The sequence below is a fragment of the Schauerella aestuarii genome (genome assembly GCF_009866805.1).
In the GTDB taxonomy this organism is placed as follows: domain Bacteria; phylum Pseudomonadota; class Gammaproteobacteria; order Burkholderiales; family Burkholderiaceae_B; genus Schauerella; species Schauerella aestuarii.
The window spans coordinates 572,772-597,833 of record NZ_SIZW01000042.1 but is presented as its reverse complement, the minus strand read 5'-3'; the positions used below and the strand labels follow the sequence as shown (position 1 = coordinate 597,833).

23 protein-coding genes are annotated in these 25,062 nt (G+C 61.4%); 19 read left to right on the top strand and 4 right to left on the bottom strand.

Going from position 1 to position 25,062, the window contains the following annotated elements:
- Positions 1-135: 135 nt before the first annotated feature.
- From EYW45_RS17900 to map, 3 genes are all read right to left on the bottom strand, one after another.
- Entirely contained in the window at positions 136-663 is a 528-nt protein-coding gene (locus tag EYW45_RS17900; RefSeq protein WP_161136773.1) for a disulfide bond formation protein B, read from the bottom strand.
- Positions 664-761: 98 nt separating this feature from the next.
- On the bottom strand, positions 762-3,380 hold the full coding sequence (locus EYW45_RS17895; RefSeq protein ID WP_161136772.1) for a [protein-PII] uridylyltransferase: 2,619 nt from the start codon (positions 3,378-3,380) through the stop codon (positions 762-764).
- 19 nt (positions 3,381-3,399) lie between these two features.
- A complete protein-coding gene (map, locus tag EYW45_RS17890) occupies positions 3,400-4,218 on the bottom strand; it encodes a type I methionyl aminopeptidase (protein WP_161136771.1) in 819 nt (272 codons plus the stop codon).
- Positions 4,219-4,587: 369 nt separating this feature from the next.
- Here map and rpsB point away from each other — a divergent pair, with 369 nt between their 5' ends.
- From rpsB to EYW45_RS17810, 16 genes are all read left to right on the top strand, one after another.
- Positions 4,588-5,346, top strand: coding sequence for a 30S ribosomal protein S2 (rpsB, locus tag EYW45_RS17885; protein WP_161136770.1), 759 nt, complete (start codon positions 4,588-4,590; stop codon positions 5,344-5,346).
- A 78-nt stretch (positions 5,347-5,424) separates the two neighbouring features.
- Positions 5,425-6,303 (top strand): translation elongation factor Ts, encoded by an 879-nt coding sequence (tsf, locus tag EYW45_RS17880; protein ID WP_161136769.1) that lies wholly within the window; start codon positions 5,425-5,427, stop codon positions 6,301-6,303.
- A gap of 95 nt (positions 6,304-6,398) precedes the next feature.
- Positions 6,399-7,115, top strand: coding sequence for a UMP kinase (pyrH, locus tag EYW45_RS17875; RefSeq protein WP_161136768.1), 717 nt, complete (start codon positions 6,399-6,401; stop codon positions 7,113-7,115).
- A 16-nt stretch (positions 7,116-7,131) separates the two neighbouring features.
- Complete coding sequence (frr, locus tag EYW45_RS17870) at positions 7,132-7,692, top strand: ribosome recycling factor (protein WP_161136767.1); 561 nt, start codon at positions 7,132-7,134, stop codon at positions 7,690-7,692.
- A gap of 9 nt (positions 7,693-7,701) precedes the next feature.
- Positions 7,702-8,466, top strand: coding sequence for a polyprenyl diphosphate synthase (gene uppS, locus EYW45_RS17865; protein WP_161137099.1), 765 nt, complete (start codon positions 7,702-7,704; stop codon positions 8,464-8,466).
- 25 nt (positions 8,467-8,491) lie between these two features.
- The gene (locus EYW45_RS17860; RefSeq protein ID WP_161136766.1) at positions 8,492-9,364 is read left to right on the top strand and encodes a phosphatidate cytidylyltransferase; all 873 of its coding nucleotides are present in this window, start codon (positions 8,492-8,494) and stop codon (positions 9,362-9,364) included.
- On the top strand, positions 9,361-10,566 hold the full coding sequence (locus tag EYW45_RS17855) for a 1-deoxy-D-xylulose-5-phosphate reductoisomerase (RefSeq protein ID WP_161136765.1): 1,206 nt from the start codon (positions 9,361-9,363) through the stop codon (positions 10,564-10,566). Before EYW45_RS17860 ends, EYW45_RS17855 begins: the two co-directional genes overlap by 4 nt.
- A gap of 34 nt (positions 10,567-10,600) precedes the next feature.
- On the top strand, positions 10,601-11,932 hold the full coding sequence (rseP, locus tag EYW45_RS17850; RefSeq protein WP_161136764.1) for an RIP metalloprotease RseP: 1,332 nt from the start codon (positions 10,601-10,603) through the stop codon (positions 11,930-11,932).
- 58 nt (positions 11,933-11,990) lie between these two features.
- Positions 11,991-14,324: an outer membrane protein assembly factor BamA gene (gene bamA / locus EYW45_RS17845; RefSeq protein ID WP_161136763.1), complete on the top strand. Its 2,334-nt coding sequence runs from the start codon at positions 11,991-11,993 to the stop codon at positions 14,322-14,324.
- A 71-nt stretch (positions 14,325-14,395) separates the two neighbouring features.
- Entirely contained in the window at positions 14,396-14,956 is a 561-nt protein-coding gene (locus EYW45_RS17840; RefSeq protein ID WP_161136762.1) for an OmpH family outer membrane protein, read from the top strand.
- A 9-nt stretch (positions 14,957-14,965) separates the two neighbouring features.
- Positions 14,966-16,057, top strand: coding sequence for a UDP-3-O-(3-hydroxymyristoyl)glucosamine N-acyltransferase (lpxD, locus tag EYW45_RS17835; protein WP_161136761.1), 1,092 nt, complete (start codon positions 14,966-14,968; stop codon positions 16,055-16,057).
- A gap of 69 nt (positions 16,058-16,126) precedes the next feature.
- Positions 16,127-16,573 (top strand): 3-hydroxyacyl-ACP dehydratase FabZ, encoded by a 447-nt coding sequence (gene fabZ / locus EYW45_RS17830; RefSeq protein WP_161136760.1) that lies wholly within the window; start codon positions 16,127-16,129, stop codon positions 16,571-16,573.
- A gap of 3 nt (positions 16,574-16,576) precedes the next feature.
- Complete coding sequence (lpxA, locus tag EYW45_RS17825) at positions 16,577-17,371, top strand: acyl-ACP--UDP-N-acetylglucosamine O-acyltransferase (protein WP_161136759.1); 795 nt, start codon at positions 16,577-16,579, stop codon at positions 17,369-17,371.
- Complete coding sequence (gene lpxB / locus EYW45_RS17820; protein ID WP_161136758.1) at positions 17,368-18,564, top strand: lipid-A-disaccharide synthase; 1,197 nt, start codon at positions 17,368-17,370, stop codon at positions 18,562-18,564. The genes lpxA and lpxB overlap by 4 nt, the downstream gene beginning before the upstream one ends.
- Complete coding sequence (rnhB, locus tag EYW45_RS17815) at positions 18,551-19,171, top strand: ribonuclease HII (protein WP_328703646.1); 621 nt, start codon at positions 18,551-18,553, stop codon at positions 19,169-19,171. Before lpxB ends, rnhB begins: the two co-directional genes overlap by 14 nt.
- 33 nt (positions 19,172-19,204) lie before the next feature.
- Positions 19,205-19,987 (top strand): TrmH family RNA methyltransferase, encoded by a 783-nt coding sequence (locus EYW45_RS17810; protein ID WP_161136756.1) that lies wholly within the window; start codon positions 19,205-19,207, stop codon positions 19,985-19,987.
- Positions 19,988-20,032: 45 nt separating this feature from the next.
- Here EYW45_RS17810 and ppsR read toward each other — a convergent pair whose 3' ends face one another.
- Positions 20,033-20,860 (bottom strand): posphoenolpyruvate synthetase regulatory kinase/phosphorylase PpsR, encoded by an 828-nt coding sequence (ppsR, locus tag EYW45_RS17805; protein WP_161136755.1) that lies wholly within the window; start codon positions 20,858-20,860, stop codon positions 20,033-20,035.
- A gap of 167 nt (positions 20,861-21,027) precedes the next feature.
- On the opposite strand from ppsR, the gene ppsA reads away from it, so the two are divergent.
- From ppsA to EYW45_RS17790, 3 genes are all read left to right on the top strand, one after another.
- Positions 21,028-23,394 (top strand): phosphoenolpyruvate synthase, encoded by a 2,367-nt coding sequence (ppsA, locus tag EYW45_RS17800; RefSeq protein WP_161136754.1) that lies wholly within the window; start codon positions 21,028-21,030, stop codon positions 23,392-23,394.
- Positions 23,395-23,681: 287 nt separating this feature from the next.
- Positions 23,682-24,113 carry an NfeD family protein gene (locus EYW45_RS17795; RefSeq protein ID WP_161136753.1) on the top strand — a complete coding sequence of 144 codons (432 nt, stop codon included), beginning with the start codon at positions 23,682-23,684 and terminating at the stop codon, positions 24,111-24,113.
- The gene (locus EYW45_RS17790) at positions 24,113-25,039 is read left to right on the top strand and encodes an SPFH domain-containing protein (RefSeq protein WP_161137098.1); all 927 of its coding nucleotides are present in this window, start codon (positions 24,113-24,115) and stop codon (positions 25,037-25,039) included. Before EYW45_RS17795 ends, EYW45_RS17790 begins: the two co-directional genes overlap by 1 nt.
- Positions 25,040-25,062: the final 23 nt, after the last annotated feature.

The following is a 25,062-nucleotide window of genomic DNA, read 5'->3' as shown; positions in this document are numbered from 1 at the left end:
GACGCTTACGGCCGGTTCCAAAGCAAAGCGCACGACGATGTCGTGCGCTTTGTTCGTTGGGCGATCGGTTTCCGATCCGCCTGTGCTTTTCTTTTGGCGACGGGCTGCTGCTACCGCAGCAAGCCCTCCAATCGCTTAGCGACGCGCGCGCAGGCTGGCGCGCTTACGCGCTTCTTCAGCCGACAGGCCGGCGGGCTTGGCGCACAGGGCAGCAACGCCCAGAACCGTCAGAACCGCGAAAAGGATAAGGCTCCACACGGCGTATTCGAGGCCCAGCACTTGAACCATGGCGTCCATGCAGGTGGCGAAGATGCCGAACAATGCGGGAACGGCAGCGTCCAGGCCGGTGCCCGATACGAAGCGGTCGGCAAACGTTTGATCGCACGACAGCATCTGCGAGGCGACGGTATGCTGGTACCACGCTGCGGCAATGCCGCTGAGCGCCAGCAGGGTGGCCAAGCCGGCTGCCACGGCGCTCGCGGCACGCGGCGCGAGAGCGCCAACGATGCTCACCACCGCAATGGTGAGGTAGATCATGCGCTGCAGTACGCACCAGGCGCAGGGCGGCATATCGAACACGTATTGAGAGACGAGTGCCACGCCCACGGCGCCCAATGACAGCACGGCGACCAGAATGAGCAAGCTTTGACGACGATCGAACATAGGTTGAGATACTTTTAAGTGAATGCTGGGGAAATACCTGCGGTCGAATAGACCGCAGTCGGAGTGAAGGGTTCAGTTCGGTGCCATCGCCAATGGCATCACGCGACGCGCCGACTGGCCGCATCGGGTTCCAAGGCATCCAGGATGCCTTGTTCGAACTGCAATTGGCTGCGTGGTCGATCCAGGGCAGTGCCGTCGATGATGAAAACGTCCTCGACCCGATCTCCCAGCGTCATGACTTTGGCCATGCGCAAGTTGATGCCGTTGGCGGCGAATACGCGTGCCAGGGCATGCAGCAGCCCGGACCGATCGGTGGCCACCACGGACAGCCGCCATGAGCGACTGCTCTCGTCAGGCGACAACTCCACCTGGGGCCGCACTGGGAAAAGCCGCGACATGCGCGACTGCCGTCCCTGGCCCCAATGCGCGGTTTTCGCCGTGTTCTGCCCATAGGTGCGAGCATCCTTCAGGTGCTCGGCCAACTCGTGTTCCACCAAGGCCGCCTGGGCGCGAAAATCATTGGCGCCCTCGGGCAGCAACACGATAAAGCTATCGAGCGCATAGCCGTGGCGGGTGGTGTGAATGCGCGCGTCCTGAATGCCGAGGGATTTGGCATTAAAGAATTGGCAGATCGCCACGAAAAGATCTGGCGCATCGCGGGTGTACACCATCACTTGCAAGCCTTCGCCATGCTCGGTGGGGCGGGCGCGCACGACGGCCTGCTCCGGAGCGACCTGGTAATACAAGTGTCGGGTGTGCCACGCAATATCGGAGGCGTCGTGCCGCAGGAAATACGCCACGTCCAGTTGGCGCCAGAATGCTTCACGCGACTCGTCACGCAAGCCCGCCAAACGGGTCAGCCGAACCGCGTCTTTTTTGCGCTCGTTGAGCACTGTATTGGCGTCGGGCCGTTCGCCGCCCAGCGCGTCGATCGTAAGGCGGTATAGATCCTCAAGGAGTTTGCCTTTCCAGGCGTTCCAGACCTTGGGGCTCGTGCCGCGAATGTCGGCGACGGTCAGCAGATACAGCGCCGTCAAGTGACGTTCATCCTTGACCAGTTTCGAAAATTCAGTGATCACATTGTGATCGGACAAGTCGCGTTTCTGCGCCACCGTCGACATGGCCAAATGCTGCCGGACCAGGAACTCAACCAGTTCCGCGTCTTCGGCATCGAGACCGTGGTCGTGCGCGAATCGGCGCACGTCGCGCGCACCCAATTCGGAGTGATCGCCGCCACGGCCTTTGGCGATATCGTGAAACAAGGCCGCCACGTACAGCAGCCAATGGCGATCGAAATTGGCCATCAATTGCGTCGCGAACGGATATTCCTGCGCATGTTCGGGCATCGTAAAGCGGCGCAGATTGCGGATCACCGTCAGCGTGTGCTGGTCGACCGTGTACACGTGAAACAGGTCATGTTGCATCTGACCGACGATGCGCCGGAACACAGGCAAATATCGTGGCAGGATGTTGAGCATCGTCATGCGGCGCAGTTCGTGCACGATGCCGCTGGGCTGCTGCAGGATCTGCAGGAATAATTTGCGGTTGACCGGATTGCGGCGGAACTGGACGTCGATGCGGTCACGGGCATGCCAGATGGCGCGTTGCGTGCGCGCCGACAGTCCGGTCAGTTCAGGATGCTGCTGCATCGTGAGAAACGCGCGCAGCAAAAGCGTCGGATTCCGCTCGAAGGCGTCATCCAGCACGATATCGAGGCGATCATGCAGGTTGCGAAAGTCTTCGTCGATCGGTACCGCTTCGCTATCCGGACGCGGAAACAGATGCTCCTCGATGTTCTGAACGAGCACGGTGTTCAACTGCGTCACCAGGCGCGCGGCCCAGTAGTAACGCTGCATCAGGATTTCGCTGGCGCGGCGCGTGGACGTCGCTTGCAACCCATACACCTCGGCAAGCGCTGGCTGCAGGTCGAACAGCACGCGATCCTCGCGGCGTTTGGCCAGCATGTGCAGTTCGATGCGCAGACGCTTGAAGGCCTGCTCAGCGCGGCGCAGGTCGCGTGCTTCAGAGGGCGTGAGCATGCCCGATTGCGCCACGTCACGCCAATTGCCGCCCAGGCCAGCCGCGCGCGCCATCCACAGAATGACTTGCAGATCACGCAGCCCGCCCGGCGACTCTTTGCAGTTCGGCTCGAGCGCATAGGGCGTTTCCTGATAACGCGCATGCCGCTGTTGCATCTCGAGCCGCTTGCCGCGGAAAAAGCGCCGCGCATCCAGGCGTTGCGTCATCTCGGCTTCGAAGCGCTTCATCAGGCTGCGGCTGCCCGCGATCCAGCGCGATTCGAGGAGCGCGGTCTCGACGGTGATGTCGGCTTGCGCCTCGACCTTGCATTGCTCGATGGTGCGTACGCTGTGTCCGGGTTCGAAACCCAGATCCCATAGTGCGGCCACGAAGGCGGCAATCCGCTCTTCGTCATCGGCGCCGGGCTCATGCGGCAACAGGACAAGCAGGTCGACGTCAGAATGCGGATACAGCTCGCCGCGCCCATAGCCGCCCACCGCTGCCAGCGTGGCCCCGACGGGCAGTGGATGTACGCGAACGAGTTCCCGCAAGCCGGCGTCGCAGATCTTGCGTAGATCGTGCAGCAGCGTGTCGGGGCGCTCGTGCTCGCGGAATTCGGCAATAGCGGCTTGCCGCTGTTCGGTCAGGCGCTGGCGCAAGGTCGTCAAATCGGCAGGCTGCGTACGTGCAATCGGCATGGGAGCGGGCAGGGAGCTATCAGGCGACAGTGGTCGGGGTGCTTTCGGTGATGAAGGCGGGCGGCGCTTGCATCTCGGGGGAGGTGGTCAGCACTTCATACCCGTCTTCCGTGACGAGAACGGTGTGCTCCCATTGGGCCGACAAGCTATGGTCGCGCGTGACGACCGTCCAGCCGTCGGCCAATTGGCGGATCTCGCGGCGGCCGGCGTTGATCATGGGCTCGATAGTGAAAATCATCCCGGGCACCAATTTGACGCCCGTGCCCGGCTTGCCATAGTGCAGCACCTGCGGATCTTCGTGAAATTTGCGGCCCACGCCGTGGCCGCAGAATTCACGTACGACCGAGAAGCCATGCTTCTCGGCGTATTTCTGGATCGCATGACCGATATCGCCAAGCGTGGCGCCCGGGCGAACCTGCTGGATGCCGAGCCACAGGCAGTCGAAGGTGATGTCGGTCAGGCGGCGGGACAGGATCGTGGGCTCGCCCACATGGAACATCCGGCTCGTATCGCCAAACCAGCCGTCCTTGATGACGGTAACGTCGATATTGAGCGCATCGCCGGATTTCAAGACCTTGTCGCCGGGAATGCCATGGCAGATCTGGTGATTGACCGAGGTGCAGATGGCACCCGGAAACGGCGTATGGCCAGGGGGCGCGTAGCCGATAGTGGCTGACTTCACGCCGAATTCGGTCATTTTCTCGAGGCACAGCCGGTCGAGTTCGCCGGTGGTGACGCCTGGCTTAATGAAGGGCGCGATGTAGTCGAGGATGGTGGCGGCCGTCTGGCAGGCGGCGCGCATTTGGGCCAATTCGGCCTGGTCGGTAACGATACCCATATGGCAACTTGAGAACTGTAGCGGAAAAATAGTATGATTATAGGCTTTCCCAAAAAGCGGCCAGGGTTTTGGTTCACTCCAGGCGCTGTGTGCTCAGCGGGAAAGATGGAAGTCGGAACGTCTGATGAGACGCTGAATCAACCGGCGGTTGCGATCGAAAGTTGCAACCCAGGGGTTGCAACCGAAGGGCTGCAACCGAAAGGTGCAACCCGAAGGTGCAAATCAAAGGTGAGATTCAAGTGTACGTCAGTCGATCGTTCCAAATCGCGTGGCGCGCCAAATAGGGTGTTGCGTGCGGATCTGGCCAAAGGGGCTGATTCTGCGCGGGATACGGGCGTTTGCCACAAGACCAAACCCTAGGAGAAAATTATGTCCTTGATGCGTGAAATGCTTGAAGCGGGTGTGCACTTCGGTCACCAAACCCGTTATTGGAATCCCAAGATGGCCCCGTTCATTTTCGGCCATCGCAACAAGATTCACATCATCAACCTCGAACAAACCGTGGTGAAGTATCAGGAAGCCACGAAGTTCGTCAAGCAAGTCGCTGCCCGTAACGGCAAGGTGCTGTTCGTCAGCACGAAGCGCGCTGCCCGCGAACTGATCGCTGAAGAAGCGCAACGCTGCGGCATGCCTTTCGTCGACGCCCGCTGGCTCGGCGGCATGTTGACCAATTTCAAGACGGTCAAGACCTCGATCAAGCGTCTGAAGGAAATGGAACAGATCGTGGCCGATGGTGGCACCGAGCGCATGTCCAAGAAAGAAGCCCTGATGTTCCAACGTGAACTCGACAAGCTGAACAAGTCGATCGGCGGCATCAAGGATATGGGCGGCCTGCCCGACGCACTGTTCGTCATCGACGTCGGCTATCACAAGATTGCCATCGCCGAAGCCCGTAACCTGGGTATCCCGGTTGTGGCCGTGGTCGACACGAACCACACGCCTGACGGTATCGACTACGTCATCCCCGGCAACGACGACTCGGCCAAGGCCATCGCGTTGTACGCGCGTGGCATGGCCGACGCCGTGCTGGAAGGCCGCGAACAGAACATGAGCGGTCTGGTCGAAGAGCTGGGTGAAGGTCAGGAAGGTCAGGAAGAGTTTGTCGAAGTCCAGGACGGTCAGGCCTGATCGATCAGCCTGCCGCGACGGGATTTACACCACGCGCCCCGCTAGACGGGGCGCGTTTTTAGACAGAATGGAGCAAAGATGGCCAACATTACCGCCGGAATGGTGAAAGAACTGCGCGAGAAGACCGACGCGCCCATGATGGAATGCAAGAAGGCGCTGACGGAAGCTGAAGGCGACCTCGCGCGTGCTGAAGAGATCCTGCGTGTGAAGCTGGGCAACAAGGCCAGCAAAGCCGCCTCGCGCGTGACGGCCGAAGGCCTGATCGGCTTGTTCATTACGCCCGACGCCAAGCAAGGCGCCGTGATCGAAGTGAACTGCGAAACCGACTTCGTCGCCAAGAACGACGATTTCATCGCTTTCGTGAATGCTGTCGCCGAACTCACCGCCACCAAGAACCCCGCCGATGTCGACGCGCTGTCCGCGCTGCCGATGGGCGAAGGCACCGTTGAGACGACGCGCTCCGCGCTGGTCGGCAAGATCGGTGAAAACGTCGCTATTCGTCGCTTCGAGCGCATCGGTACCGATAACAAGCTGGCAAGCTACGTGCACAGCGGCCGTATCGGCGTGCTGGTCGAGTACTCGGGTGCCGACGAAGTGGGCAAGGACGTGGCCATGCACATCGCTGCGACCAAGCCGAAGGCACTGAACTCGGAAGGCGTGTCGGCTGACGACATCGCCAAAGAGCGTTCGGTTGCCGAGCAAAAGGCTGCCGAGTCGGGCAAGCCGGCCGATATCGTCGCCAAGATGGTCGACGGTACGATTGCCAAGTACCTGAAGGAAGTGGCTTTGGTCTCGCAGCCGTTCGTCAAGAACGACAAGCAAACCATCGAGCAGATGTTGAAGGAAAAGGGCGCCACCGTGTCGCGCTTTACCCTGTACGTCGTCGGTGAAGGCATCGAAAAGAAGACCAGCGACTTCGCCGCAGAAGTGGCAGCCGCCGCAGCCGGCCGCGCTTAAGTCGTATGCAGTACCCCGGCCGGCTGAGCATGAGTTCGGTCCGGCCGATTTTTTGTCTTAAACTTTCTTCGGAAACGTCCCTGGGGATATAACCTATGAGCAGCAGAGCGTACAAGCGGGTTCTTCTCAAACTTTCCGGCGAAGCGCTGATGGGTGGTGACGCCTACGGCATCAACCGCGCCACCATCGTGCGGATGACGGAAGAAATTGCCGAGGTCGCCGCCATGGGCGTCGAGTTGGCGATCGTCATCGGCGGCGGCAATATCTTCCGCGGTGTGGCGCCGGGCGCCCAAGGTATGGATCGCGCCACCGCCGACTACATGGGCATGATGGCCACCATCATGAACGCGCTGGCGTTGCAGGATGCGTTGAAGCATCGCGGCATCGATACCCGCGTGCAGTCGGCACTCAATATCGATCAGGTCGTCGAGCCTTATATTCGTCCCAAAACCTTGCGCTACCTCGAAGAAGGCAAGGTTGTGATCTTTGCCGCCGGTACGGGCAATCCGTTTTTCACCACCGACACGGCCGCAGCGCTGCGCGGCGCTGAAATCGGCGCCGAAATCGTCCTCAAGGCGACGAAGGTGGATGGGATCTACAGCGCCGATCCCAACAAGGATCCGGACGCGACGCGCTATTCGCGCATCAGCTTCGATGAAGTCATCATTCGCCGGCTCGAAGTGATGGATGCCACGGCATTCGCCTTGTGCCGCGACCAGAAACTACCTATCAAAGTGTTTTCGATCAACAAGCCCGGCGCGCTCAAGCGTGCGGTGGCTGGCGAAGACGAAGGCACCTTGGTACACGTTTGATTCTTAAGGAAGAACAATGAGCGTTGCAGAAGTCAAAAAATCAGCCGAATCGAGAATGGGCAAATCGATCGATACGCTCAAAGTCAATTTGTCGAAGATTCGCACGGGCCGCGCGCACGCCGGCATTCTCGATCACGTCCAGGTCGAGTATTACGGCTCGCCCGTGCCGGTCGGCCAGGTAGCCAACCTGACGCTTATCGATGCCCGCACGATCAATGTGCAGCCGTATGAGAAGCACATGTCCGGTCCGATCGAACGCGCGATTCGCGATTCCGACCTGGGACTGAACCCGATTTCGATGGGCGACAGCATTCGCGTGCCGATGCCGGCGTTGACCGAAGAGCGTCGCCGCGATCTGGCCAAAGTGGTCAAGAGCGAAGGCGAAGATGCCAAGATCGCCGTGCGCAACCTTCGCCGCGAAGCGAACGAAGCCTTGAAGAAATCGGTCAAGGACAAGGACATCTCGGAAGACGACGAACGTCGCGGCTCGGACGAGGTGCAGAAGTTGACCGACCGCTGTGTGGCGGAAATCGATAAGATGATCATCCAGAAAGAAGCGGAGATCATGACCGTCTAGGTCGATCCGATAATGATCAGTTCGACACAAGCCGTTCCGGCCACCTCAGACGTCCCGCGCCATGTGGCCATCATCATGGATGGTAATGGCCGCTGGGCGACAAGGCGCCGTCTTCCCCGCACGGCGGGTCACGCGAAGGGCGTGCAGACGGTGCGTCGCATCGTCGAGGCGTGCGCCCGGCGCGGCGTCTCGTACCTGACGCTTTTTGCCTTCAGCTCAGAGAACTGGCGGCGTCCCGCCGACGAAGTGACCTTGCTCATGCGGTTGTTCGTCCAGGCCCTCGAGCGTGAGGTGGATCGGCTGGATGAGCAGGGCGTGCGGCTGCGCGTGGTTGGCGACCTGGATGCCTTCGAGCCGCGCTTGCGCGAACTCATTCGGCAGACGGAAGCCCGCACGGCGCATAATTCCCTGTTGACGCTCACCATCGCCGCCAATTACGGCGGGCGCTGGGATATCCTGCAGGCGACGCGGGCGATGCTGGCCGCCAATCCGCAACTGGCGCAGTCGCCCGAATCGTTGACCGAGTCGCAACTCGATCAATATCTCTCGATGGCATGGGCACCCGAGCCCGATCTGTTCATCCGCACCGGCGGCGAGCAGCGGATCTCGAATTTCATGATCTGGCAGTTGGCCTACACCGAGCTTTATTTCACCGATCTGTACTGGCCCGATTTCAGTGCCGCGCAGCTCGATGCCGCGTTTCAGTGGTATCGCACTCGCGAGCGCCGATTTGGCCGCACGAGCGCGCAAGTCGAGGCACAAGCTGCCTCATAACGCGATCAATTAACAGGAGCAGGCCATGTTGGGTCAGCGTGTCATCACCGCCGCCATATTGCTGATCGTCATTGCCGGGGCGCTGATGGTGCCCAGCGTCTGGCCCTTCGTCGTGCTCCTGGCGCTCGCGACCGGCGCTGCCGGCTGGGAATGGCTGCGCCTGACGCTGCCGGGCGAACGCCGCGCCACCTGGGCGCTTGTGGGCGGTCTGGCAATGTTCGTCATCGCCATCACGCTGGCTTTCCAATGGATCGGGCCGCTCAAGCACGAAACCTCCAGCGGGTTGACCGCCAGCCTGATGCTCCAGGCGCTGGTGCCGCTGACCTCCGCCATCTGGATCTTTGCGGTCATTCCAATGATCGTGCGCGGCCGCGCCGACGCCTCGCCGGGCAGTGCATTGCTTTCCATTTTCGCTTTCCCGGCGTTGCTCACCACCTGGGGCGCCCTGACCCTCATGTTTCTCGGGCTGGGCGCCAAGCTAGTGCTCACGCTCCTGGCAGTGGTGTGGGTGGCCGATATCGCCGCCTATTTCGTGGGCCGCGCGATCGGCAAGCGCAAGCTGGCGCCGCGCGTGAGCCCGGGTAAAACGGTTGAAGGTGCGTTGGCGGGCGTATTGGCCGTGGTCATCTGGATCGCCGCCACGAGCTTCTGGCCGGGCAGTTTCGGATATGAACTGGCTCGGGTGTGGACGTTGTTCGGCGCACTGATGATCGCCGCGTTGCTCGGCGTGCTGTCGATCGCGGGCGATCTGTTCGAGTCGCTGCTCAAGCGTCGCGCGGGCTTCAAGGATTCCAGCAATCTGCTCCCCGGGCACGGCGGCGTCTTCGATCGTATCGACGCCATCCTGTCGGTTACGCCTGTGGCGTTGCTGTTTCTGACCCAGGGAGGCTTTGCTTGAGCGCGCAGCGCCGTATCGTCATCCTGGGCTCCACCGGTTCGATCGGTGAGAGCACACTGGACGTTGTTGCGCGTCACCCTGAACGCTATCGGGTGCATGCGCTGTCCGCGCATCAGCAGATGGACAAGCTTGCCCAGCAAGCAGCCGTGCACGCCGCCGCCGTGGTGGTCGTGCCCGACGACGCCGCGCGTGTGCGCTTCACCGACGCGTGGGGCGCGGGAGCCTTGCCTGACATCCGGGTTGGCGCGCAGGCACTGGCCGATACCGCGGCCGACAGCGACAGCGATACCGTCATGGCTGCGATTGTGGGTGCTGCCGGACTACCTGCTGCGCTGGCGGCCGCTCGTGCCGGCAAACGCGTGCTCTTGGCGAACAAGGAAGCCTTGGTGGCCGCCGGCGGCCTTTTCATGCAGGCCGTGCGCGAGAGCGGGGCGGAGCTGCTGCCGATCGACAGCGAACACAACGCAATTTTTCAATGTCTGCCTCACGGCGGGCAAGCTGGCGCGCCCACGGCGCCCGCGCGCGGCGTCCGGCGCCTGATCCTGACGGCTTCCGGCGGGCCGTTTCGCAATCGCGATCCTCATTCGCTGGAGAACGTCACGCCGGATCAGGCCTGTGCCCACCCCAACTGGAGCATGGGCCGCAAGATTTCGGTCGATTCGGCCACCATGCTCAATAAAGGGCTGGAGGTGATCGAGGCACATTGGCTGTTCGCCATGCCCGCCGATCGCATCGACGTCCTGATCCATCCTCAAAGCACTGTGCATTCGCTGGTCGAATACGAGGATGGCTCGGTGCTGGCGCAATTGGGCCAGCCCGACATGCGCACGCCCATCGCCTACGGTCTCGGTTTTCCCGATCGGATCGAAAGCGGGGTTGGCGTGCTCGATCTGGCGCGCAGCGGCCGGCTCGACTTCGAGCAGCCCGATCTCGACCGTTTTCCTTGTTTGGCATCGGCCTACGCCGCATTGCGGGCCGGGCAGGGCGCCTGCATCGTATTGAACGCCGCCAATGAGGTGGCCGTGGACGCGTTCCTGAACGGTCGCCTGGGATTCATGGCGATTGCGCGCGTTATCGACGCCGCACTGGAGTGGCACGCAGGCCAGCGTTCTGTTACGCTTTCCAGCCTCGAAGACATCCTCGCCCTGGATGTACAGGCGCGCGAATTCGCGGCGCGCCACCGGTTGGCAAAAGCCGCCTGATCGTCAACTCCAGCGATAACCACACATTCAATTTATGCTGTTTACCTTACTTGCGTTTGTGGTTGCGCTGGGCGTGCTCATCACGTTCCACGAACTCGGCCATTACAGCGTCGCGCGCTGGTGCGGTGTGCGCGTGCTGCGCTTTTCCGTCGGCTTCGGGCGCGTGCTCATCAAGCGTGTCGATCGCCACGGTACCGAATGGGCCATCTCGGTGCTGCCGCTCGGCGGCTACGTCAAGATGCAGGACGATCCGCCGCCCGGCGCGACGGCTGCCCAGCGCGCCGAATCGTTCAATGCACAGTCGGTCGGCCGCCGTTTTGCGATTGTGGCAGCTGGGCCGATTTTCAATCTTGTGCTCGCCGTGGTGTTGTATGCGGCGTTGAGCATGGCCGGTACGCAAGAGCCTGCCGCCGTGCTGGGGCAACCCGCGCCCGACACGCCTGCAGCAATGGCAGGCGTGGTACGCGGCGATCGCGTGACGGCGGTCGACGGGCAATCGATGCGATCCTGGAATGAGGTGCGCTGGGCGTTGCTCGATCGTGCCTCGTCGGGCGGTTCGGCCCGTTTGACCGTCGCGACGGCCGGTGGCGCCGATCGCGAGCGCATCCTGAACATTTCTGCACAGCAGCTCGATCCGTCGTTGGGCGATCCCTTGCTGGTTGCAGGGTTGTCCTTGGCCATGCCGGCCCCGGTGGTGCGCAATGTGATCGCCGGAGGTGCAGGCGAACGTGCCGGGCTGAAGGATGGCGACGTCATCCTGGCTGCGGGCGGCCGCGGCGATCTGGATAGCCGTGTACTCGTGAATATCATTCAGCAGCATCCCGAGCAGGCACTGCCATTGTCGGTGCGCCGCGCGGGTCAGACCCTCACCGTGGATGTGGTGCCGGCAGCTGAAACCGTCGAAGGCAAGCGCATTGGCCGTCTGAATGTGCAGCTTGGCGGCGACCTCGATATGGTCGAGGTGCGCTACGGTCCGTGGGAAAGTCTCACGCGGGGCGTTACACGCACGGCCGACACGGCCTGGTTTTCCCTCAAAATGATGGGTCGGATGGTGACCGGCGACGTGTCCTGGCGCAATATCAGCGGCCCGGTCACCATCGCGGATTACGCCGGCCAGACCGCGCGTCTGGGCTGGGCAGCCTACATTGCCTATCTCGCATTGATCAGTATCAGCCTTGGCGTACTGAATCTCCTGCCTATCCCCATGTTGGATGGGGGCCATCTGCTGTACTATCTCATCGAAATCGTACGCGGGTCACCGCCGCCAGAGCGCTGGCTCGACATCGGACAACGCGCCGGGCTCGGTTTGCTCGCGGCGCTCATGGGTCTGGCCCTGTTCAACGATCTTTCGCGCTTGTTCGCTTGATCCTTTGGATCACGCGTCGTATTCCCTTAGCCATTTGCACGACCAAGGATAGTCAAGGATGTCTTTTCGCCGGATCTTTCGTCCCCGCGCGGGCGTATTGCCAGGCCTTATTGCTGCGTTGCTCGCTCCCGCGTTGGCGCATGCTTTCGATCCCTTTGTCGTGCGGGACATCCGCGTAGAGGGCATTCAGCGTACCGATGTTGGCACCGTGTTCGGGTATCTGCCCGTCAAGGTCGGCCAGAAGTTCTCCGACGCTGAAGCCACTGAAGCCATCCGTCGCCTGTATGGCACCGGCTTCTTCAGCGACGTGCGCATCGAAACCGACAATAACGTGGTCGTCGTCGTGGTGCAGGAACGCCCCACGATCGCGTCGATCAACTTCAACGGCATGCGTGAGTTCGACTCCAAGGCGATCACTACGTCGTTGCGGCAGGTCGGCTTCGGCGAAGGCCGTACGTTCGACCGCTCGATGCTCGAACGCGCCGAGTACGAACTGAAGCAACAGTATCTGGGCAAGGGCAAGTACGGCGTCGAGGTCACCTCTACCGTCACTCCGCTGCCGCGTAACCGCGTGGGCGTGAGTTTTGACGTGTTCGAAGGCGACGTTGCGCGCATCAAGGATATCCGGATCGTCGGCAACTCGACGTTTTCGCAAAGCGATCTGCTGGAAGAGATTCAGCTGACCACGCCGGGCTGGCTCACGTGGTACACGGATACCGATAAGTACTCGCGCGAGAAGCTTGAGGCCGATATCGACCGCCTGCGTACGTTCTATCTGGATCGTGGTTATCTCGAATTTACCGTCGAGCCGCCCCAGGTGACGATTTCGCCCGACCGCAAGGATATCTTCATCACGATCACGGTCAACGAAGGCAAGCCCTACAAGGTGCGCAGCGTCAAGCTGGCCGGCAACCTGCTGGGCCTGGACAAGGAAGTCAACGACCTCGTGCAGATCAAGGCCGGGGAGACGTTCTCGTCCACCAAGACCAACAATTCGGCCAAGTCCATTACCGACTACCTGGGCAACCTGGGTTATGCCTTTGCCAACGTCAACCCGAATCCCCAGCTCGATCGCGAAAAGCATGAAGCGGATCTGACGTTCTACGTCGATCCCAGCCGTCGTGTGTATGTGCGCCGCATTCAAGTGGGCGGCAATACCCGCACGCGCGATGAAGTCGTGCGCCGTGAAATGCGTCAGCAAGAAGCGGCCTGGTATGACGCCGGCAATATCAAGATGTCGCGCGATCGCGTCGACCGTCTGGGTTACTTCAACGAAGTCAACGTAGCGACCGACCCGGTGCCGGGTTCGCCCGACCAGGTGGACGTCAACGTCGATGTGAAAGAAAAGCCCACGGGCATGATCAACCTGGGTGTGGGCTACGGCTCGACCGAGAAGGCAATCCTGTCTGCGGGGATCAGCGAAGACAACGTGTTCGGCAGCGGCAACAACCTGACGCTGCAGTTGAACACCAGCAAGACCAACCGCGCCGCCGTGCTGTCGCATACCAATCCTTACTTCACGAAGGATGGCATCAGCCGCACGAGTTCGCTGTACTACCGCGTGACCGAGCCTTACGATAACAACGAAGGCGAGTACCGCGTCAAAGCGATGGGCTTCGGCACGAACTTCAGTGTGCCGATTACCGAATTCCAGCGCGTGTCTGTGGGCGGTGCCTTCGAGCGCAACGAGATCGGTCTGTACAGCAGCTCGCCGCAGGCCTATCAGGACTTCGTGCGCGACTATGGCGACAAGACCAACGCCTTCATCTTCACGACCGGCTGGACCAACGATACGCGCGACAGCGCCCTGGCGCCGACGCGTGGGTCGTACACCCGCCTGAAGGGTGACGTGTCGACTCTCGATCTCGAGTACTACCTGCTGACGGCGCAACAGCAGTACTACCTGCCGTTGTCGCGCAACTACACGCTCGCCTTCAATGCGATGGCCGACTACGGCAAGAGCTACAGCAGCAATCCTTATCCCGTGATCAAGAACGTCTATGCCGGCGGTATCGGCACCGTTCGGGGTTACGAAGGGTCGTCGCTGGGTCCGCGCGATACGCTGACCGGCGACTACATCGGCGGTTCGCGTCGCGTCATCGGTAACGTGCAGCTCTATCTGCCGTTCCCCGGCGCGAGCAAAGACCGTACGTTGCGTTGGTTCGTGTTCGGCGATGCCGGTCAGGTGTCCGGCGGCAATGGTGCCGGTTGCACCACCGGCCGTCCGGGTCGTTCGGTCGAAGATCCTTGCGGCTTCCGCTTCTCGGCGGGTGTGGGCTTGTCCTGGCAATCGCCGTTGGGCCCGCTGCAGATTTCGTATGGCCGTCCGATCAACGCGAAGGATGGCGACGAGTCGCAGGCCTTCCAGTTCCAGATCGGCACCGGTTTCTAAGCCGAAAAAGCATCTAACCGTTTAGTGGCACAATAGTGTCTTTAGCACTACCCCAATAAGGTGGGATTTTCATGATGTCTGACTTTGCACTCAAAACGTCTTCGTTCTCCGGTAAGCTGCGCGCTAGCAACTGGGCGCGCGCCGCGGCCCTGTCCGGCGTGCTGGTCCTGGGATCGGCGTTCGCGGTGCCCGCACAGGCTCAAGCCACGAAGATCGGTTTCGTCAACACTGAGCGGATCCTGCGCGAATCGGGTCCCGCCAAGGCTGCTCAGTCGAAGATCGAAGCCGAATTCAAGCGCCGCGACGACGAACTCCAACGTCTGTCGACCAGCCTGCGTTCGCAAGCCGAGAAATTCGATAAGGATGCGCCCGTGTTGTCGGAATCCGACCGCGTGAAGCGTCAGCGCGACCTGAGCAATATCGACACGGATCTGCAGCGCAAGCGCCGCGAATTCCAGGAAGATTTCAATCGTCGCCGCAATGAAGAGTTTTCCGGCATCGTCGAGAAGGCCAATGCGGCCATCAAGCGTATCGCCGAATCCGAAAACTACGACCTGATCGTGCAGGATGCCGTCACGGTCAGCCCGCGTATCGACATCACCGACCGCGTCATTCAGACGTTGGGTCGTTAATTTCGAACGATGCCTGTCCTGTTGGATCCCGGCCAGGCGCCGGCACTTGCAGCACTCCTCGAGGCCACTGACACCCAAGGGTTGACGTGGCACATCGAAGCGAGCGCGAGCCAGGAAAGCGTACGAATTGCCGGTGTGGGCACGTTGGCCCATGCAGGCGAACACGAACTCGCTTTCCTTACCAACCCGAAGTATCAACAGCAGTTGGCCTCGACGCGTGCGGCTGCCGTCATCGTCACGCCGGAAACGGCGGCGGCGCTTTCGGCTGCCGGCGAACCCGCGTTCGCGCGGGTGGTCTGCCAGCATGCCTATCTGCTTTACGCGCGGATTGCCCAGTGGTTCGACACCGCCCGGCAACCTGTGGCGCAGGCAGGTATTCATCCGACGGCCATCGTCGACCCCTCCGCCAGCATCGACGCCACGGCCAGCATCGGTCCGTATTGCGTCATCGGCGAACGGGTGCGCGTGGCGGCCGGTGTGGTGATCGGGGCGGGCAGCGTCATTGCGGCGGATGCAGTGATCGGCGCCCACACGCGGTTTCATCCGCGCGTTACTGTTTATACCGGAGTCACCATCGGCGAACGCGTGCTGGTCCACAGCGGCGTGGTGCTTGGTGCCGATGGTTTCGGCCTGGCGCCCGATCCCACTCTGGGGTGCGGTGCGTGGCGTAAGATTCCGCAACTGGGCAGCGTCCAGATCGGCGATGACGTCGAGATCGGCGCAAACACCACGATCGACCGCGGTGCGCTTGAAAATACCGAGATCGGGCCCGGCGTGAAGTTGGATAACCAGATCATGGTGGCGCACAACGTGCGCATCGGTGCGCACACCGCCGTTGCGGCGTGCGTGGGGATCGCAGGGTCGACCGTGATCGGCGAGCGTTGCACGATCGGTGGGGCGGCCATGTTGTCCGGCCACCTCACGGTGGGCGATGACGTACACATCTCGGGGGGCACGGCGGTCACGTCGAATGTGGCTCAGCCGGGGCGGTATACGGGCGTGTATCCCTTTGTGGAGCATTCGGTCTGGCAGAAGAATGCCGCCGTCATCCAGCAACTGGGTCACCTTCGCCGCCGCATTCGCGCGCTGGAACAGAAGTAAACCTCGAAGGCGCATGCGGCCGGGGGCCGGCCGCAGCGTAACATTTGATTTGCAAGGTTAAGAGAACGCATGGAACTCGATATCAAGGGGATTCTGGAGCGGCTGCCGCATCGTTATCCGATGCTGCTCATCGATCGCGTGCTGGAGATGGAAGCGGGCAAACGCATCGTCGCCATCAAGAACGTGTCGATCAACGAGCCGTTTTTTCCCGGGCACTTTCCGCATCACCCCGTGATGCCCGGCGTGCTTATCGTCGAGGCGATGGCTCAGGCAGCCGCCCTGTTTTCGTTCGCAGATGGCGGCGAAGCGGCCTGCTCGAAAACGGCTTACTACCTCGTCGGCATCGACGGCGCACGTTTCCGCAAGCCGGTAGTGCCGGGCGATCAGTTGCGCATCGAAGTCGATGCGTTGCGGTTGAGCCGCACGATCTGCAAATACAACGGTCGCGCCACGGTGGACGGTCAACTCGTGGCTGAAGCGCAGTTGATGTGTGCAATCCGTACATTGGAAGAGTGATCGATGGCAGTAAACATCCATCCCACCGCAGTGATCGAATCTGGCGCCGAAATCGACAGCACGGCGATCATCGGCCCGTATAGCGTCATCGGCCCCAATGTACGCATCGGGGCGCGTACCGAGATCGGACCGCATTGCGTGGTCGATGGTCACACGACGCTGGGTTGCGACAACCGTTTCTACCGTTTTTGTTCGATCGGCGGTATGCCGCAGGACAAGAAATATCGCGATGAGCCGACCAAGCTGATCTTCGGCGATCGCAATACGGTGCGTGAGTTCACGACGTTCAATACCGGCACGGTTCAGGACGGCGGCGAGACCACCATCGGTAGCGACAACTGGATCATGGCGTACGTGCACGTGGCGCACGACTGCCATATTGGCGACAACACGATCCTCGCCAATGCCGTTCAATTGGGTGGCCATGTCCGGGTGGGCGATTGGGCGATCCTCGGTGGGCTCTCGGGTGTGCATCAATTCGCGCGCATCGGTGCGCACAGCATGACGGGCGGCAACAGCTCGCTCATGCAGGACACGCCGCCGTTCGTGCTGGCAGCCGGCAATCCGTGCCGCCCGGTGGGCATCAACGTCGAAGGGCTGAAGCGTCGCGGATTTACACCGCCAATGATTTCGGCGCTGCGCGAGGCGTACAAGATTGTTTTCCGGCGCGGGTTGAAGCTCGACGAGGCGTGCGCGCAGATCGCGGCGCGTATCGCTGCCGAGCCCGAGGTCGGCGAGCCTTTGCAGGTGTTGCTCGACTTCCTGTCCGTACCCGGACGAGGCATCATCCGGCCATGACGAGCCGCATCGCGATGGTGGCGGGCGAGCCGTCGGGCGATTTGCTCGCTGGCCGCATCATTGCCGGATTGCGCCACCATGATGCCACCCTGTCTTACGAGGGGATCGGCGGTCCGCATATGCAATCGCAGGGCATGGAACTGCGTCACCCGATGGCGGCACTGACCGTCTTTGGCTATATCGATGCATTCCGTCAAATGCCGCGGTTGCTGCACACCTACCGGGACGTGAAGGCGCATTGGCGGGCCAACAAGCCCGATGTGTTTGTGGGTATCGATGCGCCCGATTTCAATTTGCGGCTGGAGCAGCAGCTGCGCGACGTGGGTGTGCCCACGGTCCACTTCGTCGGTCCTTCGATCTGGGCGTGGCGCTACGAACGCATCCACAAGATCAAGACTGCGGTGTCGCACATGCTGGTGCTCTTTCCCTTCGAGGAAGAGATCTACCGCAAGGAAGGCATTCCGGTCACTTATGTGGGGCATCCGCTTGCCGGTGCGATTCCAATGGTGCCGGATCGTGCGGCCGCGCGCGCGCGTCTGGGCATCGACCCCGACGTGCCCGTACTCGCCATTTTGCCGGGAAGCCGTTCGTCTGAAATCCGTATCCTCGCCCCGCGCTTCCTTCAGGCGGCGCAGATCCTGCAACGACGAGATCCGCGCCTGCAGTGCATCGTGCCGATGGTGAATGCCGAGCGCCGCGCCGAGTTCGAAGATTTGCTCAAGCAGTATCCGGTCAAGGGGTTGCGCTGCATCGCCAGCGACGATGTGCAACCGCCCGCAGTGGGCCAGGCGCCACCGGTAGCCTGGACCGCGATGGAAGCGAGTACCGCCGTGCTGGCAGCCAGCGGTACGGCCACCCTCGAGGCGGCATTGTTCAAGCGGCCCCTGGTCATCTCGTACGTGCTGTCGCCATGGATGCGCCGTATCATGTCGTGGAAGTCGGGCCAGGAACGGCCGTACGTGCCATGGATCGGCCTGCCCAACGTATTGGCACGCGACTTCGTGGTGCCAGAGTTGCTGCAAGAGGATGCGAATCCGGAAAAGCTTGCCGAGGCCACGTGGCGGGCCCTCACCGACACCGCGCATGCGGCCGACGTGCAAGCGCGTTTTACCGACATGCATCACACCTTGCTGCGCGACACGCCCGCGCTGGCCGCGCAGGCGATCATGGAGGTGGCGCGTGGATCAAGCTGATTTTTTTGGCGATGCCGGGTTGGCCGGAAGCGTTATCGCCGGTGTGGATGAGGCCGGGCGCGGCCCCTTGGCGGGCGCCGTGTACGCGGCTGCCGTCATTCTGCACGCCGATCGTCCGATCCTGGGCTTGGCAGACTCCAAGGTGCTCAAGGCGGCCGAGCGCGATACCCTGGCCGACGAGATTCGTTTGCACGCGGCGGCGTGGTGCATCGCGCGCGCGGAAGTCGAGGAAATCGATCGTCTGAATATTCTGCGGGCGACTTTTCTGGCCATGGATCGTGCGGTGCGCGGTCTGCAAATGGCGCCGCACCTGGCGCTGGTGGACGGCAATCAGGCGCCACCGCTTTCGTGCGCGGTCAAAACCTATGTGAAGGGCGATGCGTTGATTCCGTCGATCTCGGCCGCGTCGATCCTCGCCAAAACGGCCCGCGATGCCGATCTCGTGCGCCTGCATGGGCTATATCCCCAGTACGGGTTCGACCAGCACAAAGGTTACGGCACGGCCTTGCATCTTGAGCGTCTGCGCGAGCACGGCCCGTGTCCCGAACATCGTCGCAGCTTTGCCCCCGTGCGGCTGCATTACGCGACGACTGTCGCGCTTGTCTGACACGGCCCGCACGCGCGCCTTACCGTTTCCCCTATGAAAGTCATTTCGTCGCGCGACAATCCGCGCTTCAAGGCGCTTCGCAAAATGCTCGGCCACGCCGGGCGTACCGGCGCGGGTGCCGTGCTTGAGGGTCCGCATCTGGCCCAGGCCTGGCTCGACCATTGCGGTCAACCGTTGGAAGCCTATTTCGACGCCAGGCGCCTGGCGGGCACGCCTGCGCTGGCCGCATTGGCCGAGCGGATCGATTCCGCCCGGTGTACGCAGATCGAGGGCGGGCTGCTCGCCCAGCTTTCCGACGTCGAAAGCGATCAAGGGGTGATGTTCGTCGTGCAACCGCCGGTGGCGGACTGGTCGCAGCCGCTTGAGGAGAGCTGTGTGCTGCTGGACCGCATCCAGGATCCGGGCAACGTTGGCACGTTGCTGCGCACGTGCGCGGCTGCGGGAATACGCCATGTGGTGCTGTCGGCCGGATGCGCCCATGCGTGGTCGCCCAAGGTGCTGCGCAGCGGCCAGGGCGCGCATTTTGCCCTGCATATCCACGAACAGGTCGATCTGGCGCTGGCCATGCGCGAGCGGCTGACCGTACCCGTCTACGCGACAGCGCTGGAAGGGGCGTCGTCGCTCTACGCGCAAGCCCTCCCTGCGCAATGCGGATGGCTGTTCGGCAACGAAGGGCAGGGCGTACACCCCGATCTGCTGGCGGCGGCATCCGCCAGGGTATTTATCCCGCACGATGAGGTGGCGGTCGAGTCGCTCAACGTCGCGATCGCGGCAGCCGTGTGCCTGTTCGAGCACCGGCGACAGCATTCGGCCTGAGAAGCGACGGCATTCAGCCACGTGGCGCCGCCCTTCGATTCGGCGTCAGGCCGTGTCCAAACCCACTTCCTGAATCACCGTGGTCGAGATTTCCTCGATCGACTTGGTCGTGGTCGACAACCAGGAAATGCCTTCGCGGCGCATCATGCGCTCGGCTTCCGCAACTTCGTAGCGGCATTGCTCGATGCGTGAGTAACTGCTGTTGGGGCGGCGTTCGTGGCGCACTTCGGCCAGGCGTTCAGGCAAAATCGAGAGTCCGAACAGCTTGTCGCGGAACGGCGCGATCGTCGACGGCAAGGCATTGCGCTCGAAATCGTCAGGCGTGAGCGGAAAATTGGCGGCTTTTATGGCGTATTGCATGGCCAGATAAAGACTGGTTGGCGTTTTGCCGCAGCGCGATACACCCACGAGAATCACGTCGGCCTGTCCCAGATTGCTGACGAATTGACCGTCGTCGTGGGCCAGGCAAAAGTTGATGGCATCGATACGGTTGCGGTATTTTTCGCTGTTCGCCGCCATGTGCGAGCGGCCGACCGAGTGACTCGACTTCAGTCCCAGCGCCTGCTCGATGTGGCTGACGAACGTGCCGAACAAATCGAGGAAGACACCGTTGGACTGGCGCACGCGGGCGAGAATCTCGGGGGTAACGAGCGTGCTGAAGACGATCGGGGGGACCCCCGCTTCGGCCGCGTTGCGATTGATGCGAGCGACGACTTCGTCTGCTTTTGCCGGGGTATCGATGTAGGGCAGGCGGATCGGGCGAAACTTGACGCCTTCGAACTGCGCCAGAACCGACTGGCTGAAGGTTTCAGCCGTAATACCGGTGCTGTCCGAAACGATGTAAACCGAACGCGCGATAGGGGTTTGATTCATGTGTAAGTAAATTCCAACCAAGGTACAACGTAAGTGCGACCGGGTACAATTCTGGGCGTCCAGTCACCCCAAGTCACCCGGTTCCGGGCGGCCCCAAGGCCAGTTTGGTCAGTACGTTCAGCGGTCTGACCAAACTCGCTTTCATTCCATTGTAAAAGGTGACTTCAATGTCGTACGTTGTTTCGTTCGAGCAGCTCCGGATGACGGATGTGGACTCGGTAGGAGGTAAGAACGCTTCGCTTGGGGAAATGATCAGTCAATTGGCAGGCGCCGGTGTGCGCGTGCCCGGTGGTTTTGCGACCACGGCTGATGCGTTCCGCGAGTTTCTGAAAGCCACGGGCCTGGACGATCGTATCGCCGAACGTCTGCGCACGCTCAATCCGGAAGATGTTCGTGCGCTCGCGCAAGCCGGTGGCGAGATTCGGCAGTGGGTGATCGAAACCCCGCTGCCCGCCGGCCTCGAGAAAGCCATTCGTGAGTCCTTTGCCGCGCTGGATGCCGACGGCAAGGGTTCGTTCGCCGTGCGTTCGTCCGCAACGGCCGAAGATTTGCCCGACGCCTCTTTCGCCGGTCAACAGGAAACCTACCTGAACGTGGTCGGCATCGACGACGTGCTCGACAAGATCCGTCACGTATTCGCGTCGCTGTACAACGACCGTGCGATCTCGTATCGCGTGCACAAAGGCTACGCCCATACCGACGTCGCATTGTCTGCCGGCATTCAGCGCATGGTGCGCTCGGATAAAGGCAGCGCTGGCGTCATGTTCACGCTGGATACCGAGTCGGGCTTCACCGATGTCGTCTTCATCACGTCGTCCTACGGTCTGGGCGAAACGGTGGTGCAGGGCGCCGTCAACCCGGACGAGTTCTATGTGTTCAAGCCCACGCTCGACGCCGGCAAATATGCCATCGTCGGCCGCCGCATCGGCTCCAAGCTGATCAAGATGGAATTCGATGCCGAGCGTACCGAAGGCCGCGCCGTGCGCGTGGTCGACGTGCCGGTGTCCGAGCGCAATCGCTATTCGCTCACCGACGATGAAGTCACCGAGCTGGCGAAATACGCCGTGATCATCGAAAAGCACTACAAGCGCCCCATGGACATCGAATGGGGCCGCGACGGCGTGGATGGCAAGATGTACATCCTGCAGGCGCGTCCTGAAACGGTGAAGTCGCAGCAAGCGCCCAGCGATGTGCAACAGCGCTATCGCCTGAAGGCGACGGGCGAAGTCCTGATCACGGGCCGAGCGATCGGCCAGAAGATCGGCCAGGGCGCCGTGCGCGTCGTGGGCGATATTTCCGATATGGACCAAGTACAGCCCGGCGACGTGCTGGTGACCGACATGACCGATCCCAACTGGGAACCGGTGATGAAGCGGGCATCGGCCATTGTCACGAACCGTGGTGGTCGTACCTGCCACGCGGCGATCATCGCGCGCGAGTTGGGTATTCCGGCCGTCGTGGGTTGCGGCAACGCCACCGATCTCTTGAAGGCCGGCCAACAGGTGACGGTGTCCTGCGCGGAAGGCGATGAAGGCCGCATTTATGACGGCCTGATCGAAACGGAAGTGGAAGAAGTCCGCCGCGGCGATATGCCTGCCATCGATCTGAAGATCATGATGAACGTGGGCAATCCGCAACTGGCCTTCGATTTTTCGCAGATTCCGAACTCGGGTGTGGGATTGGCGCGTCTCGAATTCATCATCAACAACAACATTGGCATTCACCCCAAGGCTGTGCTCGACTATCCGAACGTGGATGGCGAGTTGAAGCAAGCGGTGGAATCGGCTGCACGCGGTTACGCGAGTCCCCGTGCGTTCTTCGTGGAGAAGCTTGCCGAAGGCATCGCCACGATCGGCGCAGCGTTCTACCCGAAATCGGTCATCGTGCGTCTGTCGGACTTCAAGTCCAACGAATACCGCAAGCTGATCGGCGGTTCGCGTTACGAGCCGGAAGAAGAGAACCCCATGCTGGGCTTCCGCGGCGCGTCGCGGTATGTGTCGGAAGAGTTCGAAGAGTGTTTCCGCATGGAGTGCGAAGCGCTGAAGCGCGTGCGTGACGACATGGGGCTGACCAACGTCGAAATCATGGTGCCCTTCGTGCGTACCGTGAACCAGGCGAAGAAGGTCGTCGAGCTCCTGGCCAACAACGGCCTGGAACGCGGCAAGAACGGCTTGCGCCTCATCATGATGTGCGAAGTGCCGTCCAATGCCATTCTGGCCGATCAGTTCCTCGAGCATTTCGATGGTTTCTCGATCGGTTCGAACGACATGACCCAGCTGACGCTTGGTCTGGATCGCGATTCGGGGATGGAGTTGTTGGCCATCGACTTCGACGAGCGCGACGATGCCGTGAAGTTCATGCTGCGCCGGGCCATCCAGGCCTGCCTGAAGGCCAACAAGTACGTCGGCATCTGCGGCCAAGGCCCCAGCGATCATCCCGATTTCGCCAAGTGGCTCAAGGACGAAGGCATTCTGTCGATGTCGCTCAACCCGGACACGGTGGTCGACACCTGGCAGAAGCTGGCCGCCGGCTGATCGTCCGCCGCCATGGTCCGCTCGATGCCGGCATGGGATCCGGTGGCCTGCACGACAACGGCGTGACATCGGATTAATGCTTGCTCGATGGCGGCATGCGGTAAACGCCGCTGCTGCCTGATTGGAAAAGCCACGTTTTCGAACGTGGCTTTTTTTTTTCGGCACCATTTGATTTTCGCGGCATTCATTCACCCGTCACTCAGCCGTCAAGTTGTGTTTTTATTATCGGCACGGCAGCTTTAATAATTCCGTACAATGAATCATCTTATTTGCCGGTAGATTTGCATATGTGGATTTGGTTCGCACTGGCGGCCGTCGCACTCATCGGCGAAGTCGCAACAGGCACGTTTTATCTTTTGCTTGTCGCGCTCGGTATTGCTGCGGGCGGGGTGGCCGCCATGTTGGGCTGGACGCTCCAGTGGCAACTGGTTGCGGCCATCGTGGTCGCGCTTGCCGGCCTTTTCGTGTTGCGTGCCGTGGGCGTGCTCAAGAAGCGCGGCGTGCATACGGGACGCAATGTCGACGCCAATCTCGATATCGGGCAGACGGTCGAGGTCGAGCACTGGTCGGCGGATCGGGCTGCGCGTGTGTTTTACCGCGGTGCAAACTGGCAAGCTCAGTTGGCCGAAGGCGAGAGCCTCGAGCCCGGCACTTTTGTCATCAATGAAATAAAGGGCACCCGGCTTATCCTGGTGCCCAAACGGAGAAGCTCGCCATGATGTTTGACGGCCCCACGATTGCCCTGTTCGTTGTACTCGCGTTGGCGGTGTTGATACTGATCAAGGCGATTGCCATTGTTCCCCAACAAAATGCATGGGTGATCGAGCGCCTTGGAAAATTCGACCGATCGCTGTCGCCTGGGGCCGGCTTCGTGATTCCGTTTATCGAGCGGGTGGCATACAAGCATTCGTTGAAGGAAATTCCTCTCGACGTGCCCAGTCAGATTTGTATTACGCGGGACAACACGCAATTGCAGGTCGATGGTGTGTTGTATTTTCAGGTGACCGATCCGATGCGTGCATCGTATGGTTCGTCCAATTACATTTCCGCCATCACGCAACTTGCGCAAACCACGCTGCGTTCGGTGATCGGCAAGATGGAATTGGATCGCACCTTCGAAGAACGGGAAATCATCAACAGCACCATTGTGGCGTCGCTCGACGAGGCTGCGCTGAATTGGGGCGTGAAGGTGCTTCGCTATGAGATCAAGGATCTAACGCCGCCCAACGAAATTCTGCGGGCCATGCAGGCGCAGATCACGGCCGAGCGCGAAAAGCGTGCGCTGATCGCCGCCTCGGAAGGCCGCCGTCAAGAGCAGATCAACATTGCCACCGGTGAGCGGGAAGCCGCCATTGCCCGTTCGGAAGGCGAGAAGCAGGCTCAGATCAACCAGGCGCAAGGTGAGGCTGCCGCCGTGCTGGCGATCGCCGAGGCAACGGCCAAGGCCATCTCACAAGTCGCGGAAGCCGTGCGTCAGCCGGGTGGCATGGAAGCCGTCAACCTGCGAGTGGCTGAAGACTATGTCGATGCCTTCGCCAAGGTGGCCAAGCAAGGCAATACGCTGATTCTGCCGGCCAACCTGTCGGATCTGGGATCGATGGTCGCCTCGGCGATGACCATCGTGAAGTCCACACCGCGAGTCTGAACGGCCAGGCATTCGCTCGGCGG

Coding starts and splice junctions, on each gene's coding strand:
- ppsR (WP_161136755.1), bottom strand. CDS start 20,860: ATGAATCAAACCCCTATCGCGCGTTCGGTTTACATCGTTTCGGACAGC.
- lpxD (WP_161136761.1), top strand. CDS start 14,966: ATGCCTGTCCTGTTGGATCCCGGCCAGGCGCCGGCACTTGCAGCACTC.
- rseP (WP_161136764.1), top strand. CDS start 10,601: ATGCTGTTTACCTTACTTGCGTTTGTGGTTGCGCTGGGCGTGCTCATC.
- lpxB (WP_161136758.1), top strand. CDS start 17,368: ATGACGAGCCGCATCGCGATGGTGGCGGGCGAGCCGTCGGGCGATTTG.
- EYW45_RS17860 (WP_161136766.1), top strand. CDS start 8,492: ATGTTGGGTCAGCGTGTCATCACCGCCGCCATATTGCTGATCGTCATT.
- EYW45_RS17790 (WP_161137098.1), top strand. CDS start 24,113: ATGTTTGACGGCCCCACGATTGCCCTGTTCGTTGTACTCGCGTTGGCG.
- lpxA (WP_161136759.1), top strand. CDS start 16,577: ATGGCAGTAAACATCCATCCCACCGCAGTGATCGAATCTGGCGCCGAA.
- pyrH (WP_161136768.1), top strand. CDS start 6,399: ATGAGCAGCAGAGCGTACAAGCGGGTTCTTCTCAAACTTTCCGGCGAA.
- tsf (WP_161136769.1), top strand. CDS start 5,425: ATGGCCAACATTACCGCCGGAATGGTGAAAGAACTGCGCGAGAAGACC.
- frr (WP_161136767.1), top strand. CDS start 7,132: ATGAGCGTTGCAGAAGTCAAAAAATCAGCCGAATCGAGAATGGGCAAA.
- EYW45_RS17840 (WP_161136762.1), top strand. CDS start 14,396: ATGATGTCTGACTTTGCACTCAAAACGTCTTCGTTCTCCGGTAAGCTG.
- map (WP_161136771.1), bottom strand. CDS start 4,218: ATGGGTATCGTTACCGACCAGGCCGAATTGGCCCAAATGCGCGCCGCC.
- EYW45_RS17795 (WP_161136753.1), top strand. CDS start 23,682: ATGTGGATTTGGTTCGCACTGGCGGCCGTCGCACTCATCGGCGAAGTC.
- EYW45_RS17900 (WP_161136773.1), bottom strand. CDS start 663: ATGTTCGATCGTCGTCAAAGCTTGCTCATTCTGGTCGCCGTGCTGTCA.
- rpsB (WP_161136770.1), top strand. CDS start 4,588: ATGTCCTTGATGCGTGAAATGCTTGAAGCGGGTGTGCACTTCGGTCAC.
- EYW45_RS17810 (WP_161136756.1), top strand. CDS start 19,205: ATGAAAGTCATTTCGTCGCGCGACAATCCGCGCTTCAAGGCGCTTCGC.
- fabZ (WP_161136760.1), top strand. CDS start 16,127: ATGGAACTCGATATCAAGGGGATTCTGGAGCGGCTGCCGCATCGTTAT.
- ppsA (WP_161136754.1), top strand. CDS start 21,028: ATGTCGTACGTTGTTTCGTTCGAGCAGCTCCGGATGACGGATGTGGAC.
- bamA (WP_161136763.1), top strand. CDS start 11,991: ATGTCTTTTCGCCGGATCTTTCGTCCCCGCGCGGGCGTATTGCCAGGC.
- EYW45_RS17895 (WP_161136772.1), bottom strand. CDS start 3,380: ATGCCGATTGCACGTACGCAGCCTGCCGATTTGACGACCTTGCGCCAG.